13 protein-coding genes are annotated in these 14,245 nt (G+C 62.3%); 5 read left to right on the plus strand and 8 right to left on the minus strand.

Annotated features, from left to right (window positions below):
* Nucleotide 1: 1 nt before the first annotated feature.
* Nucleotides 2-436 (plus strand): acyl-CoA thioesterase, encoded by a 435-nt coding sequence (locus ACVW0Y_RS02820; protein WP_457435916.1) that lies wholly within the window; start codon nt 2-4, stop codon nt 434-436.
* Nucleotides 437-618: 182 nt separating this feature from the next.
* On the opposite strand, the gene ACVW0Y_RS02825 is transcribed toward ACVW0Y_RS02820, so the two are convergent.
* Complete coding sequence (locus ACVW0Y_RS02825; RefSeq protein WP_457435917.1) at nt 619-1,086, minus strand: glycine zipper domain-containing protein; 468 nt, start codon at nt 1,084-1,086, stop codon at nt 619-621.
* A gap of 310 nt (nt 1,087-1,396) precedes the next feature.
* Here ACVW0Y_RS02825 and ACVW0Y_RS02830 point away from each other — a divergent pair, with 310 nt between their 5' ends.
* Nucleotides 1,397-2,464, plus strand: coding sequence for a DUF2157 domain-containing protein (locus ACVW0Y_RS02830; RefSeq protein WP_457435918.1), 1,068 nt, complete (start codon nt 1,397-1,399; stop codon nt 2,462-2,464).
* Nucleotides 2,461-3,246, plus strand: coding sequence for a DUF4824 family protein (locus ACVW0Y_RS02835; protein WP_457435920.1), 786 nt, complete (start codon nt 2,461-2,463; stop codon nt 3,244-3,246). The genes ACVW0Y_RS02830 and ACVW0Y_RS02835 overlap by 4 nt, the downstream gene beginning before the upstream one ends.
* 142 nt (nt 3,247-3,388) lie before the next feature.
* Here the strand turns inward: ACVW0Y_RS02835 and ACVW0Y_RS02840 are convergent, their stop codons facing one another.
* The 4 genes from ACVW0Y_RS02840 to yrfG all read right to left on the minus strand — a co-directional run bounded on the left by ACVW0Y_RS02840 (nt 3,389) and on the right by yrfG (nt 8,347).
* A complete protein-coding gene (locus ACVW0Y_RS02840) occupies nt 3,389-5,719 on the minus strand; it encodes an FdhF/YdeP family oxidoreductase (protein WP_457435922.1) in 2,331 nt (776 codons plus the stop codon).
* Nucleotides 5,716-6,558 (minus strand): formate dehydrogenase accessory sulfurtransferase FdhD, encoded by an 843-nt coding sequence (gene fdhD / locus ACVW0Y_RS02845; protein WP_457435924.1) that lies wholly within the window; start codon nt 6,556-6,558, stop codon nt 5,716-5,718. The genes ACVW0Y_RS02840 and fdhD overlap by 4 nt, the downstream gene beginning before the upstream one ends.
* Nucleotides 6,559-6,767: 209 nt before the next feature.
* The gene (locus ACVW0Y_RS02850) at nt 6,768-7,655 is read right to left on the minus strand and encodes a LysR family transcriptional regulator (RefSeq protein ID WP_457435927.1); all 888 of its coding nucleotides are present in this window, start codon (nt 7,653-7,655) and stop codon (nt 6,768-6,770) included.
* Nucleotides 7,656-7,681: 26 nt separating this feature from the next.
* Nucleotides 7,682-8,347, minus strand: coding sequence for a GMP/IMP nucleotidase (gene yrfG, locus ACVW0Y_RS02855; protein ID WP_457435929.1), 666 nt, complete (start codon nt 8,345-8,347; stop codon nt 7,682-7,684).
* A 150-nt stretch (nt 8,348-8,497) separates the two neighbouring features.
* On the opposite strand from yrfG, the gene nudE reads away from it, so the two are divergent.
* Both nudE and cysQ read left to right on the plus strand, forming a co-directional pair.
* Nucleotides 8,498-9,076 (plus strand): ADP compounds hydrolase NudE, encoded by a 579-nt coding sequence (gene nudE / locus ACVW0Y_RS02860; protein WP_457435931.1) that lies wholly within the window; start codon nt 8,498-8,500, stop codon nt 9,074-9,076.
* Nucleotides 9,073-9,897 (plus strand): 3'(2'),5'-bisphosphate nucleotidase CysQ, encoded by an 825-nt coding sequence (gene cysQ / locus ACVW0Y_RS02865; protein WP_457435932.1) that lies wholly within the window; start codon nt 9,073-9,075, stop codon nt 9,895-9,897. The genes nudE and cysQ overlap by 4 nt, the downstream gene beginning before the upstream one ends.
* Nucleotides 9,898-9,948: 51 nt before the next feature.
* Here the strand turns inward: cysQ and ACVW0Y_RS02870 are convergent, their stop codons facing one another.
* From ACVW0Y_RS02870 to ACVW0Y_RS02880, 3 genes are all read right to left on the minus strand, one after another.
* Nucleotides 9,949-11,853 (minus strand): beta-ketoacyl synthase, encoded by a 1,905-nt coding sequence (locus ACVW0Y_RS02870; protein ID WP_457435933.1) that lies wholly within the window; start codon nt 11,851-11,853, stop codon nt 9,949-9,951.
* Between the two features lie 332 nt (nt 11,854-12,185).
* The gene (gene arcC, locus ACVW0Y_RS02875) at nt 12,186-13,115 is read right to left on the minus strand and encodes a carbamate kinase (RefSeq protein ID WP_457435934.1); all 930 of its coding nucleotides are present in this window, start codon (nt 13,113-13,115) and stop codon (nt 12,186-12,188) included.
* Nucleotides 13,116-13,193: 78 nt separating this feature from the next.
* Nucleotides 13,194-14,204: an ornithine carbamoyltransferase gene (locus ACVW0Y_RS02880; RefSeq protein WP_457435935.1), complete on the minus strand. Its 1,011-nt coding sequence runs from the start codon at nt 14,202-14,204 to the stop codon at nt 13,194-13,196.
* Between the last annotated feature and the right edge of the window lie 41 nt (nt 14,205-14,245).

Here is a 14,245-nt window from a genome sequence, read left to right on the forward strand (position 1 = left end):
GATGACCGACCGCCAACACCCGCGCAGCGACTATGCGCACTTCCAGCCGATCACCACGCGCTGGCATGACAACGACGTCTACGGCCATGTGAACAACGTGACCTACTACAGCTTCTTCGACAGCGCGGTGAACACCTACCTGATCGAAGTCGGCGGCCTGGATATCCATGGCGGTGCGGTGGTGGGGTTTGTGGTCAGCTCGTCCTGCGACTACTTCGCCTCCATCGCCTTTCCGGAACGCATCGAGATCGGCTTGCGGGTTGGCAAGTTGGGCAATAGCTCGGTGCAATACGAACTGGCAGTGTTCAAAGCTGGCGAGGACGAGGCCTGTGCGGCGGGGCGCTTTGTGCACGTATTTGTCGACCGCGAAAGCAACCGCCCGGTGAGTATTCCGGATGGCTTGCGCAAGGCGCTGAGTGATTTGCTGGTGGGCTGACTGATTTCCCTGGCTACCGAGGGCTAGGTGGAAGGGGCTTCAGCGGCGATGTTGTTGATCTTCAACAGCACCGGTTTCAGGCCAGGCGGATCGCGGCTGAAGCCCCTCCCACAGCCGCGTATTTTCTTGTCGAGCCTTTGTCTGCCCCCATAAAAAACCGCCCAATCGGGCGGTTTTTTTGTTTAGTCGTGACGACGATGCTTATGTTTTTTCTGGCCGTAGTGATGGCCATTGTCGTGACGGTAATTGCGCTTGCCGCCATGGCTTTCGTGCTCGTCATCGGCCTGGCTGGCGTCGCCATAGTTGTTGCCCAGCGCGCCACCGGCGGCACCGCCCAGGCCGGCACCGATCAGGCCGCCAGTGCTGCCGCCCATTTTGTTGCCGATCACATTGCCGCCCGCCGCGCCCAGACCGCCACCAATGGCTGCCTCGGTCTTGTTGCCCTTGCGTGCACCCACTGCGCCACCGGCTGCGCCGCCGACACCGGCACCAATCGCGGCACCGGTGGAGCCACCCACCTGTTCACCCACCACCGAGCCCAACACACCGCCCAATGCACCGCCGATACCGGCTTCGGTATTGCCTTCGGCGGCGAACGCCTGGCTGCCGAGCAGGCCAAGGGACAGCAGGAAAATGCGCGAGTACTTCATGCAGGAACGAACCTATGTAGGAAAAGACGCGCCGATCCTGTATCGGTGGCGATACGCAAACAAGCGCTAAACGACGATTGGTACGACTTCGTTCACGTTTGGTAAATATATGTTTTAACTAGGAAACTTTTCCTTTTTTGGCTGTGTCTGAGGCTTCTTGATTCTCGCCAAAAAACCGTAGGAGCGGCTTCAGCCGCAATGCTTTTCAAGGCCAAAAGCATCGCGGCTGAAGCCGCTCCTACGCGGTGTTCGGTTCGGCGTCTTTCTGCCAAACTCGCCTGCACTTTCCCCCCCCCGCCAAGGAGTAGGCATGAACGCCGAACAGGCACAGCAACGGCTCGGTCAGATCGAGGCGTTTCGCCAGGAGCTCAAGCAGCTGCAGGCCGAGAACGTGTTAACCCTCGAGCCCGAGCAGCGTCAGCAGGTCGATGAGCATCACCGGCAACTGCTGCAGCACTTTTCCACCACTCTGAATATCGACGCCGACGAGCGCTCCCGCCAGCTCTCGCTGGGCATGCGCGCCGCCTCGTTTTTTGGGGCCTTGGCCCTGGCGGCCAGTCTGTTCTTTCTGTTCCACCAGTTCTGGGGGCTGTTCAGCGAAATCCAGCAGGCGGGTATTCTGCTTGGCACCAGCCTCGGTACCTTTGCTCTGACGGTGTGGCTGCATGGCCATGACCGCAGCGGCTACTACACCAAACTGGCGGCGCTTTTAGCCTTTGTCGCCTTTGTGCTGAACCTGTCCCTGGCCGGGCAGATCTTCAATATCACCCCTTCGGACAAGGCCCTGATTCCCTGGGGCATGCTGGCCTTTCTTCTGGCTTACCAATGCAACCTGCGTCTGCTGTTGGCGGCAGGGTTGATCTGCGTCGGTGGTTATATCGCGGCGCGGGTCGGTGCCTTTGGTGGCGGTTACTGGCTGTCGGTGGGCAATCGTCCGGAGAACTTCTTTCCCTCGGCCGTGCTGTTGTTCTGCGTGCCGCTGCTGATCAAGCACAGCCGCTTTGCCGGCTTTGCCGCGCTGTACCGGGTATTCGCCTTGCTGTTCGTATTTTTGCCGGTGCTGGTGCTGTCGTTCTGGGGCGAGGGCAGTTACCTGGCTCTGGATGCCACGACGGTTGAGTCGCTGTACCAGTACCTGGGTTTTGTTCTGGCCGGGCTCGGGGTTTGGCTGGGCATCGCGTGTGGATGGCGTGAGGTGAGCAACACGAGCACGGTGTTCGGCGTGCTGTATCTCTACACCAAGCTGTTCGACTGGTGGTGGGAGGAGCTGCCCAAGTACCTGTTCTTCCTGGCGTTGGGCGTGATTGCGGTGCTCTTGCTGGTGCTGCTGCAACGCTTGCGCCGCTATGCCGTCAAGGCGTCGGGAGGTGCCGTATGAAGCCGTTGCAACGTACCTTCTGGCTGGGTGCCGGGCTGATTCTGCTGACCAACGCCGTGGTGCTGGGCGGGGTGTATTACAACCGCAGTGGCGAGCCGGAGAGCGTGTTGCGCTTGTCCGAACGGGAGCTGTCGGTGAGCTACCGCGGCTTTCTGGACGACAGCGATGACAGCAGCAAAGTCTTGAGCCTCAACGCCCGCGTGGCAGATGGCTGGGTCACGGCGGACAAGCTGCTGGCCCTGGGCTTCGAGGTCTGGGGTAAGGACGGCCAGTCGTTGGGCTGGAGGGAGCGCCGCCAACGTAGCGGGCTGGTGGTGTTGGAGCTCGACGGCCCGGCGTTCCATGCGCAGCAACAAGCCGCTGAGGCGGCGTTGAGCGCGGCCAGGCAGGCAGTCGCCGCGCATCCCGATGACGAGGCGCAAGACCAGTTGAAGTCGGCCGAGCTGGAGGTTGAGCGCGTGGCGCTTGCAAGTCGCCTCTATGTGGTCGATGCCGGGCTGGATGCCAAAGCATTACGCGCGCGATATCCCGACGGACAGCGTTATGCCCTGGCGCACGCGGACCTGCGCTACGGTGCCGCCGACTCCATCGGCCTGGAAGCGACCACGGAGTTCTCCTTGTATGTCGATCTCACCGACCTCAACGTCGGCAGCCAATGGCGCGAGGTATTTGCCGCGTGGAATTACTACGACTACAGCGTCGATGAGCGCAGCAAGGTCAGCGTCGAGCTGGCCTTCGGCAAGCGCTTTGAGCCGTGGATCGTCGCCGCTCAAAAGCGTTAATCTCTGCGGCTAAGCGCAACAGCCCGCGGCTAAAGCCCCTCCCACAATGGAGTGCGATAGCCTGTGGGAGCGACTTTAGCCGCGATGCTTTTGATGTTCAGAGCATCGCGGCTGAAGCCGTTCCTACAGAGGCTGCGGTGGTTTAGATAATCCGCCCGTTATCCCGTGCCGGTTCCAGGCGGATGGCGACGAATTTCGAGGTCGGCGTATAGCTGCCATCACCGACGCTTTCCAGCGGCACCAGCGGGTTGGTTTCCGGGTAGTAGGCGGCGGCCTGGCCGGCGGGGATATCGAAGGCCAGCAGGGTAAAGCCGCTGATCCGCCGCTCGCGGCCATCGCCCCATAACGACAACACATCCACCTTCTGCCCGGGCTTGTAGCCCAGGCGGATGATGTCGGCTTCGTTGGCGAACACCACATCGCGCTGGCCTTTCACGCCGCGATAGCGGTCGTCCAGGCCGTAGATGGTGGTGTTGTACTGGTCGTGGGAACGCATGGTTTGCAGAATCAGGTCCGGCACTTCGCCACGGGCACGAATGCCTTCGTGGATCAGGTGTTCAGGCAACAGGTTGGCCTTGAAGTTGGCCAGGCCCGACGCGGTGTTCCAGCGCCGTTGCCCGGCGGCATTGCCGAGGTAGAAACCACCCGGATCGCGGGCGCGCTGGTTGAAGCCCTGGAAACCCGGCACCACGTCGGCGATCAGCTCGCGGATGCGGTCGTAGTCTTCGATCAGCCAGTGCCAGTTCACCGGTTTGTTGCCCAGGGTGGCGGCGGCGATGCCGGCGACAATCGCCGGCTCCGAGCGCATCTGCGGGCTCAGTGGCTGCAGCTGGCCGTTGGAGGCATGCACCATGCTGAACGAGTCTTCCACGGTCACCGCCTGCGGGCCGTTGGCCTGGCGGTCGATATCGGTGCGGCCCAGGCACGGCAGAATCAGCGCCTGTTTGCCCAGGGTCAGGTGGCTGCGGTTGAGCTTGGTGCTGATCTGCACGGTGAGGTCGCAGTTCTGCAGGGCCTGGTGGGCGCGCGGCGTGTCCGGGGTGGCTTGGGCGAAGTTGCCGCCCAGGCCGATAAACACCTTGGCCTGGCCATCGAGCATGGCGTGAATGGCTTCCACGGTGTTGTGGCCGAATTCACGCGGCACCTTGAAGTCGAAACGGCGTTCCAGCGCATCGAGGAAAAACGCCGGCGGCCGGTCGTTGATGCCCATGGTGCGGTCGCCTTGCACGTTGCTGTGGCCACGCACTGGGCACAGGCCGGCGCCGGGCTTACCGATGTTGCCGCGCAGCAGCATCAGGTTGGCGATTTCCTGAATGGTCGGCACCGAATGGCGGTGCTGGGTGATGCCCATGGCCCAGCACATGATCACCCGCCCGGCATTGCGGTAGATGCGCGCCATCTGCTCGATCTCGGCCTTGCTCAGGCCGGACTGTTCAATGATGTGCTCCCACGACGTGGTTTCCACTACCTCCAGATAAGCCTCTACCTGGGTGGTGTGCTGGGCGATAAAGGCATGGTCGAAGACCTCCGATTTGCCCTTGGCCTGGGCTTCTCGGTCCCACTTGAGGAGAAACTTGGCCATCCCGCGCAGGGCGGCCATATCGCCGCCGAGGGCCGGGCGGAAGAAGGTGGTGCTGGTCGGGCGATCGCCGTTGCTGAGCATTTCGATCGGGTGCTGGGGGTTCTGGAAACGTTCCAGGCCACGTTCTTTCAGCGGGTTCAGGCACACCACCTGGGCACCACGCTGCACCGCTTCGCGCAGGGGCTCGAGCATGCGTGGGTGGTTGGTGCCGGGGTTCTGGCCAATGACGAAAATCGCTTCGGCATGTTCGAAGTCATCGAAGGTGACCGTGCCCTTGCCCACCCCGACGCTCTGGCCCAGGGCTACGCCGCTGGCTTCGTGGCACATGTTCGAGCAGTCGGGAAAGTTGTTGGTGCCGAAGGCGCGCACAAACAGCTGATAGAGAAAGGCCGCCTCGTTGCTGGCCCGACCCGAGGTATAGAACTCGGCCTGGTTGGGGCTGGCAAGGGCATTGAGGTGCTGGGCGATCAGCTCGAAGGCGGCGTCCCAGGAAATCGCTTTGTAGTGGTCGCTGGCTGGGTCATAGACCATCGGCTCAGTGAGGCGGCCCTGATACTCCAGCCAGTAGTCGCTCTGTTCGCGCAGGGTGCTGACGCTGTGCTTGGCAAAGAACGCCGCATCCACCCGGCGTTTGGTGGCTTCCCAGTTGACCGCCTTCGCGCCGTTCTCACAGAACTTGACCATGCCGGTTTCCGACGATTCGCCCCAGGCGCAGCCGGGGCAGTCGAAGCCGCCGTGCTGGTTGGTTTTCAGCAGGGTGCGGATGTTCTTCAGGGCGTTGTCGCTCTCCAGCCAGAAGTGCGCCACGCTTTTCAGCGCCCCCCAGCCGCCCGCTGCGCCTTTGTACGGCTTATAGCGCTGGCTGGGGTTGGTGTCGGCCTGATGACTCATTGCGGGAACTCCGGGCTATAGACCCGCGGCGCACTCTTGTGCGGCAGGTGGATCAGATTGAGGTGGTGACGGCGGGCCCATTGCACGGCCAGGCCGGTAGGCGCCGACAGGCTGACCAGGGTAGTGATACCGGCGCGCAGTACTTTCTGGATCAGCTCCAGGCTGCAGCGGCTGGTGACCAGGGCAAGGCCGCCGTGGGTGGAAATCTGCTGGCGGGTGAGGGCACCGATCAATTTATCCAGCGCGTTGTGCCGGCCGATGTCTTCCCGGCCCAGCAGCAGTTCGCCCTGGTTATCCATAAAAAGTGCGGCATGCACGGCACCGCAGTGTTGGCCGAGGGGCTGGAAGTCGTTGATGCGTTGGCGCAGGCCGGCCAGCCAGGCGGCAGGCGGCAGCGGCGCGGCGTTCAGCGGGGTGAGCTGCGGCAGGGCCTGTTCGACCGCTTCTACGCCACACAGGCCGCAGCCGCTGGTGCCGGTCATCTGCCGGCGCTGTTGCTTGAGGTTCCAGAAGGCGCGGCTGCTGATCTGCACCTCGGCCTGACGGGCCGAGCCGGTGCCGCTGAGCTTGAGGTCATAAATCTCGTCGATGGACTCGACAATGCCGCTACCCAGGCTGAAGCCGATAACGAAATCTTCCAGATCATTGGGTGAGACCAGCATCACCGCCTGGCTGATGCCATTGAAGGCAATGGCCAGCGCCACTTCTTCGGCCAGCTCGGCAGGCGCAGCCACACTGTGCTCCAGCTCACAAAAGCTGTAGCTATGGCTGGCTTCGCTAAGGGGGGACGCAGGGGCACAGGCGGAGGCCGCCGCGAGAGGTTGGCGCTTGGCGTTCATTGTCGTCACCGAGTTGCACGAGGTTCGGTTGATCGTTATTTGAACAGATTAGGCCGGTTGGCAGAGGCCGTCTAATCGCTAGCGCTGATGTGGTGATAGATGGCGTCGATGATCAGCCTCGAAAGCCACTGTCCCGTAGGAGCGGCTCCAGCCGCGATGCTCCTGAGCTTAAGAGCTTCGCGGCTGAAGGCGCTCCTCCGGGTACGAGGTCAGGACTCCAGCAACATTGCGCCGGCTTCCTGAAAACAGGCTTCGGCCAAGGACGAGCGCGGCGCGCTGCGGCGCATGATCAGGCCCAGTGGTGCGAGGGTCTTGGCGTCTTCGATGGGCTGCAACTTGAGGTGTTGGGTAAGCATATCGAGGCCGCCATAGAGCGGCATGATCGCGCAGCACAGGCCACCATGTACGGCCTGAACCAGCTGATGCACCACATCGGTTTCCAGCAGCGGCACGGGCGTCAGGCCACGGCTGCGGAAGTTGTGGTTGATCGATTGGCGAAAGTGCATGCCGCTGGAAAGCAGGCCCAGGGGCAGGTCGATCAGGGCTTCCCAGGTCAGCTCGGTCGCTTCGAAGCGGAAGTAGCGCTGGTCATACAGCAGGCCCATGCGCGTTTGCATCAGGTTGAGGCTGTCGTAGTGCTCGGCGTTCAGGCGGTCGAGGTAGGACACGCCGAGATCGAGACGATTGCTCGCCAGTTGCTCAAGGATCTGTTCGGAACTCAGCGCCGACAATTCGAAGCGCAGGCTCGGGTGTTGCTGGTGCAGGCGCTGCAGCAAGGGCATCGGGTCGTAGCTGGACAGCGGCACCACGCCCAGGCGCAGGGTGCCGATCAGGCTGCCGCGGCAGGCCGCCGCCTCCGCATTCAGGCCGTCATAGGCGGCCAGCACGCTGCGCGCCCAGGCCAGAACACGCTCGCCGGATTCGGTAAAACCTTCGAACCGCTGGCCACGTAATACCAGGGGCAACTGCAGTTCTTCTTCCAGGCTGCGCAGGCGCATCGACAGGGTGGGCTGGGTGACATGGCAGCGCGCGGCCGCCTGGCCAAAGTGCCGGGTTTCGTCGAGGGCGATAAGAAACTTCAGCTGCTTGATGTCCATTAACTAATCACTCCACACGGGTGGCCTCAGACCAACCCTTCAATCAGCAGGCGGTAATCTTCCACCGCAACAAACTCTTCGGTGTCTTTCGGCCCTTTGCGGCTGTCTGGCTCGCGCACGGCCAGCAGGTGGGCAACGCCGTACTGCTGAGCGCTACGCAGGATCGGCAGGCTGTCGTCGATAAACAGGCTGCGTTCGGGGGCGAAGGCGAAGTCGTTCTGCAGGGCGGCCCAGAAACGTTGGTCTTCCTTGGGGAAACCATAGTCGTGGGAACTGATCAGGCGGTCGAAGTAGGGTGCCAGCTCGATGCGCTCCATCTTCAGCGACAGCGAGTCGCGATGGGCATTGGTGATCATCACCACGCGTTTGCCGGCCTGGCGCAGGGCGACCAGGAATTTGTCGGCATCCGGGCGCAGGGAAATCAGGTGCGCCACTTCACGCTTCAGTTCGCGGATCGGCAGGTTCAACTGGGCGGTCCAGAAATCGGTGCAGTACCAGTTCAACTGCCCGGCATGGTCGCGAAACAGCGGCAGCATGTGCGCATTGGCTTGCTCGCGGCTCAGACCATGCACCTCGGCGTAGCGCTGGGGCAGGTGTTCGAGCCAGAAATGGTTGTCGAAATGCAGGTCCAGCAAGGTGCCGTCCATGTCCAGCAGAACAGTGTCGATGGCAGACCAGGGCAGTTGGGACATGACAGGAAGCTCAGCAGATGGACGGGGACGTTTTCACACACCCGGTAAGGGAAAAGGGTCGTGATTGAGCCGGCAAGCACAATCTGGCGCGGCGATAATCCGGAAACCCGCGTTATGATAACCCGCCAGGTCATGCCAAGGAGCCGTCCCATGCGTCAGAAACCCACCGTTCTCAACCGCGAAATTGTGGCGAGCAGCCGCCTGTTTCGCGTCGAGGAACTGCAGCTGCGCTTCACCAATGGCGTGGAACGCACCTATGAACGGTTGGTGGGCAAGGGCGTCGGCTATGGCGCGGTGATGATCGTGGCGCTGGTGGACGACGAACATGTGCTGCTGGTGGAGGAATACTGCGCCGGCACCGACGACTACCAGCTGTCCTGCCCCAAGGGCCTGATCGAACCCGGCGAAGACGTGCTCGATGCGGCCAACCGCGAACTCAAGGAAGAGGCGGGTTTTGGCGCACGCAAGCTGGAACGCCTGACCGAGCTGAGTCTGTCGCCCGGCTATATGAGCCAGGTTATTCAGGTGGTGCTGGCCCGCGACCTGTATCCGGAAACCCTGCCCGGTGATGAGCCCGAGCCGATGCGCGTCGAGCGCTTCAGCCTGCGCGAGCTGTCGAGCCTGGCCCAGCATCCGCAGTTCAGCGAAGGTCGTGCCCTGGCCGCGTTGTATCTGGCCCGTGATGTACTGACCCAGCGCGGCGAATTCAACCCGGTGCCGCGTCCATGAGTCTGTTGCCCATGATCGAGCCGGTGGTGGCCCTGGCCCGTGAAGCGGGCGCGGCGATCCTGCCGTTCTGGCGCAGTGGCGTGGCGGTGACCGCCAAGGCCGACGATTCGCCAGTCACTGCCGCCGACCTGGCGGCGCACCATATTCTGCTGGCCGGGCTCACCGCCCTGGACCCGAGCATTCCGGTGCTGTCCGAAGAGGCCGCCGATATCCCCCTTAGCGAACGCGCCCAATGGACGCGCTGGTGGGTGGTCGACCCGCTGGATGGCACCAAGGAATTTATCAGCGGCAGTGACGAGTTCACCGTCAACGTCGCCCTGGTGGAGCACGGCAAGGTGCTGTTTGGCGTGGTCGGCATGCCCACCACCGGCCGCTATTTCTACGGCGGTGCCGGCATTGGTGCCTGGCGCTGCGACGCCCATGGCGAGCCGCAGGCGGTGCGCGTTCGGCAGGCACCGGAGCAAGCCTTTACCGTGGTCGCCAGCCGTCGTCACTCCAGCCCCGAGCAGGAACAACTGCTGGCCGGCCTGGCCGCGCTGTTTGGTGATCTGCAATTGGCCAGTGTCGGCAGCTCGCTGAAGTTCTGCCTGCTGGCCGAAGGCGCTGCCGATTGTTACCCGCGCCTGGCACCCACCTCACAGTGGGATACCGCCGCGGCGCAAGGGGTGCTGGAAGGGGCTGGTGGCGAGGTGCTGGATATCCAGGGCGAGGTGCTCACCTATGAAGCGCGTGAGTCGTTTCTGAATCCGTTCTTTTTGGCGCTGCCGGCGAATGCGGCGTGGCGTGGCGACTTGTTGCGCTTGGCGCGCGGCCTGAGCTAAACCCCAATCCATAGGAGCGGCTTTAGCCGCTCCTATGGATTGTGAGGGTTTTTAGAGCATGTCCTTGAACCGCTCATCCTTCTTGTACACCAGCGGCTGACTAAAGCCCGGAATACGCACCTGCTCGGCGCTGATTTCGATCGCCTGGTCTTCGATCATGTCCTGGCCGAAGTTGTAGATGATGTCCAACTGGCCATTCAGGGCGCGCTGGTTGTACGCCTCGGCGTTGGCGCGGGTCTGTTCGCGGCGGGCGCTGTAGGCGGCAAACGCGGCGTCGCCATGGCGCTTTTTCAGCATGCGTTCGGCCACATGCGGGGCCAGGATCACGCCGCTGGCGTTATTGCCGCCAAAGCCTTTGGAGTTGATAAAGCACACGTCCAGTTGCTCGGCCCCCAGGCGGCGGTCCTGGGTGGCGATGGCCAGGTGCTGCTGGTGCACGTCCGGGGCCACCGCGTCGATGGTCTTGATGCCGGGGATGATGCCGTACTTGAAGGTGCCCAGCGCCGAGATCAACTGATCACCGCTGGCCGTGGCCAGGGAGTGGCCGACAAAGGCTTTCACCGCCGTCACCGGCCAGCTGTCGATATTGAATGCGGCGGCAACACGGTCGAGCAGTTCCGATTCGGTCACGCGGTTGGCCGGGGTGCTGGAGCCGTGGGCATGAATAAAGCTGCGTTTCTGCACCCCTTCCAAGCCAACAATCTGCACCGCGCTGGCCACGGCCTTGGCTACGGTCAGGTAATTGCCCGGGCCCGGGGCGGAAATGGATTTCTTGAAGCCATCGGCATTGATGAACACATCGGCCACCGCACCATGGATATCGGCGCCCAGCTCCAGAGCCAGGGCGTCGTCCATCAGCACCACGTACTGGGCAGACTCGGCCAGGGTAAAACCACAGTTCTCGCCAAAGGGGCGGCTGGCGCGGCGGAAGTCGACGTCGTCGCGACCTTCGATCAGGCGCAGGCCTTCCTCGGTGGCCAGCGCGCCCATGGCGCTGTAACCCTCGATGCACTCGGACAGAATCGGCGCTTCGCTGTTACCGACAATGGCTACCCGCACCTGGCCGGCGTTGATCACGTCGATGGCTTTTTGCAGGTTATAGAGGAAGGTCGCGCAGGCACCGGTGACGCTGCCGGTGGTGCCGACGCTGCCCAGCACATAGGCGTTGATAAAGTCGGTGGGCATGCTGTTGAAGCCCAGCGGCAACTGTTTGGCGGACACCCGCTGGCCCTTGAGGCGTGACTGCATCAGGCCGCCAAAACCGTTTTCGTCGAGCTGGCTCATGATGCTGCCGGAGAACACCGCCACTTCATCGGGCTGCACATGGCTGACGATGGTCTGCCAGTCCAGGCCGGTGGAGCGCAGGGCGTCGGTGGCGGCGACCACCGACATCTGCAGGCCGCGCGGGTGAAAGCGCGAGTTGTACAGCTCGCTGGGTTCAAAACCGGTCGGCAGTTGGCCAGCAGATTTCACGCTGAGGGCGCGGTAGCTATCCACCTTGAATTCGCAGCTGCCATGAATAGTGACTTGCACCTGCTTGTCTTGCAGCTCTTCCACCGCCCAGTTGGCCGGCAGCGGCTCGGGCAATTGTTTGCGCTGGGTGGTGAAGGTCAGTGGTTGAGCGGCGTTGGTGTCGACTTCCAGGCTCTTCTGCCAGTGCACGGCGTCGGGGTCCAGGTGTTGTTTCTCGATGCGGCGTACCAGGGTGGATTGCAGAATCTGCGCGGCAAAGTGCTGTTCGATTTCAGCGCTGCTCAGGGTTTTGCCAGCGTGGTCCTGATAGGCACCGTCTACCCGACTGACCAGCTTCATCATCACCGCCAGGCCCACCAGGGTTTCCTGACGTGCGGCGGGCTCCATCGACTCGATGACGGTACGCCGGAAACCATGGTGAAAAGAGCTGCGGCCCGCGGCGTTGTACCCACCAAACCCTACGATGACTGGAAGTCGAGACACTAGCGCACGCTCCTGAAAATACTTGGCCAATAGCCGATCACTAGAAATGATGAAGAGCGGCCCACGAAGTGGGCTCGTGTGATCGAGAGACTATGCTGACGCGGGTTGTGACTTGTGAGTCACTGTCGACGGCAAGGTTGTTGGTCGTCAAGCGTCTGTACGCAGGAGGTGATAGCGGGCGTAGGGTTTATTGCAGGAGTACGGGGAGCGGCCCAAATACTCCGTCATTCCCGCGCAGGCGGGAATCCAGAATCGCGTGTCGGACGAACAGCGTCGAACGCTTCAGCATTCTGGGTTCCTGCCTACGCAGGAACGACGGTGGGAGGCGAGAATCAGCGGTAACTAAGTCCCGGATTGGCAGTGGTCACACGGGTCCCGGCCTTGCCTTGCACAATGGCCTCGATATCCGCCAACGAGCCAATTACCGCGACCTTACCGGTATTGCGCGCAAACTCGCAGGCAGCCTGTACTTTCGGGCCCATGGAGCCGGCGGCAAAACCCAGGCGTTCCAGTTCATCCGGGTGAGCCTCGGCAATGGCTTTCTGCGTGGGCTTGCCCCAGTCCACATAGGTGGCCGCCACGTCGGTGGCGATCACCAGCAGCTCGGAATCCAGTTGCTCGGCCAGCAGCGCCGAGCACAGGTCCTTGTCGATCACCGCTTCCACGCCTTCAAGTTTGCCGGCGGCGTTGTAGCGGGTCGGAATACCGCCACCACCGGCGCAAATCACAATGGTGCCGTGCTCCAGCAGCCACTTCACCGGGCGGATCTCGAAGATCTGTTTCGGCCGGGGGCTGGCTACCACGCGGCGGAACTTGTCGCCATCGGGGGCAATGCTCCAGCCTTTTTCGGCAGCCAGGCGTTCGGCGTCTTCTTTCGAATACACCGGGCCGATGGGTTTGGTCGGGTTACTGAAGGCCGGGTCGTTGGCGTCCACTTCCACCTGAGTGAGCAGGGTGGCGAAGGGCACTTCGAAGGGCAGCAGGTTGCCCAGCTCCTGTTCGATCATATAGCCGATCATGCCTTCGGTTTCGGCCCCCAGTACATCCAGCGGATAGGGATTGACCGAGGTGTAGGCAGCCGCTTGCAGGGCCAACAGGCCCACTTGCGGACCATTGCCATGGGCGATGACCAGTTGGTTACCGGCGGCGATCTTGGCGATCTGTTCGGCAGCGATGCGGACGTTTTCCCGTTGGTTGTCCGCAGTCATGGGTTCGCCACGGCGCAGCAGGGCGTTACCACCCAGGGCGACGACAATGCGCATGAGCGTTCTCCTTAGATAAAGAGCCTGAAATAACCAGGAGGAGCGGCGCGGCAGCCAGGGCTGGCGCGCCGCGCGCGATCAGATATCGGCCATCGCCGCGACCAGAATCGCCTTGATGGTGTGCATGCGGTTTTCCGCCTGCTCGAAGGCAATGTTGGCCGGCGACTCGAACACGTCTTCGGTCACTTCCACGCCATTGGCCAGGTGCGGATAACGGCTGGCGATATCCTTGCCGACCTTGGTTTCGCTGTTATGGAACGCCGGCAGGCAGTGCATGAATTTCACCCGTGGGTTACCCGAGGCTTTCATCATCTCGGTGTTCACCTGATAGGGCAGCAGCTGCTTGATGCGCTCGTCCCAGGCTTCCACCGGCTCGCCCATGGAAACCCACACGTCGGTGTGGATAAAGTCCACGCCCTTGACGGCTTCCAGCGGGTCTTCGGTGAGGGTGATGCGGGCACCGCTTTCCTCGGCAAAGCCTTGGCACTCTTTAACGAACTCAGGGCTTGGCCACAGCGCTTTCGGGGCACCGATGCGCACATCCATGCCCAGCTTGGCCCCGATCATCAGCAGCGAGTTACCCATGTTGTAACGGGCGTCGCCCAGGTAGGCGTAACTGATGTCATGCAGCGGCTTGTCGCTGTGCTCACGCATGGTCAGCACGTCGGCGATCATCTGGGTGGGGTGGAATTCGGCGGTCAGGCCGTTGAACACCGGTACCCCGGCGTATTCGGCGAGCTCTTCAACGATCTCCTGGCCATAGCCACGGTACTCGATGGCATCGAACATCCGGCCGAGTACGCGGGCGGTGTCCTTCATGCTTTCCTTGTGGCCGATCTGCGACGACGAGGGGTCGATATAGGTAACGCTGGCCCCCTGGTCATAGGCCGCCACTTCGAAGGCGCAGCGGGTGCGGGTAGAGGTTTTTTCGAAGATCAGCGCGATGTTTTTGCGCTTCAGGTGCTGCTGCTCGGTGCCAGTGTATTTGGCGCGTTTCAGGTCGCGGGAAAGGTCGAGCAGGAAACGTAGCTCACGCTGAGTGTGGTGCATCAGGCTGAGTACGTTGCGGTTGTGCATGTTGAACGCCATTTTTCAAACTCCTGTACAAGCGTTGATCTGCGGTGCCGCCG

The organism is Pseudomonas sp. TE3786 (assembly GCF_054057335.1).

What these genes read in the sequence shown, in the direction of transcription:
- cysQ (WP_457435932.1), top strand. Translation starts at nt 9,073, where the DNA reads ATGAGTCTGTTGCCCATGATCGAGCCGGTGGTGGCCCTGGCCCGTGAA.
- ACVW0Y_RS02825 (WP_457435917.1), bottom strand. Translation starts at nt 1,086, where the DNA reads ATGAAGTACTCGCGCATTTTCCTGCTGTCCCTTGGCCTGCTCGGCAGC.
- ACVW0Y_RS02850 (WP_457435927.1), bottom strand. Translation starts at nt 7,655, where the DNA reads ATGGACATCAAGCAGCTGAAGTTTCTTATCGCCCTCGACGAAACCCGG.
- nudE (WP_457435931.1), top strand. Translation starts at nt 8,498, where the DNA reads ATGCGTCAGAAACCCACCGTTCTCAACCGCGAAATTGTGGCGAGCAGC.
- ACVW0Y_RS02820 (WP_457435916.1), top strand. Translation starts at nt 2, where the DNA reads ATGACCGACCGCCAACACCCGCGCAGCGACTATGCGCACTTCCAGCCG.
- yrfG (WP_457435929.1), bottom strand. Translation starts at nt 8,347, where the DNA reads ATGTCCCAACTGCCCTGGTCTGCCATCGACACTGTTCTGCTGGACATG.
- fdhD (WP_457435924.1), bottom strand. Translation starts at nt 6,558, where the DNA reads ATGAACGCCAAGCGCCAACCTCTCGCGGCGGCCTCCGCCTGTGCCCCT.
- ACVW0Y_RS02880 (WP_457435935.1), bottom strand. Translation starts at nt 14,204, where the DNA reads ATGGCGTTCAACATGCACAACCGCAACGTACTCAGCCTGATGCACCAC.
- arcC (WP_457435934.1), bottom strand. Translation starts at nt 13,115, where the DNA reads ATGCGCATTGTCGTCGCCCTGGGTGGTAACGCCCTGCTGCGCCGTGGC.
- ACVW0Y_RS02835 (WP_457435920.1), top strand. Translation starts at nt 2,461, where the DNA reads ATGAAGCCGTTGCAACGTACCTTCTGGCTGGGTGCCGGGCTGATTCTG.
- ACVW0Y_RS02830 (WP_457435918.1), top strand. Translation starts at nt 1,397, where the DNA reads ATGAACGCCGAACAGGCACAGCAACGGCTCGGTCAGATCGAGGCGTTT.
- ACVW0Y_RS02840 (WP_457435922.1), bottom strand. Translation starts at nt 5,719, where the DNA reads ATGAGTCATCAGGCCGACACCAACCCCAGCCAGCGCTATAAGCCGTAC.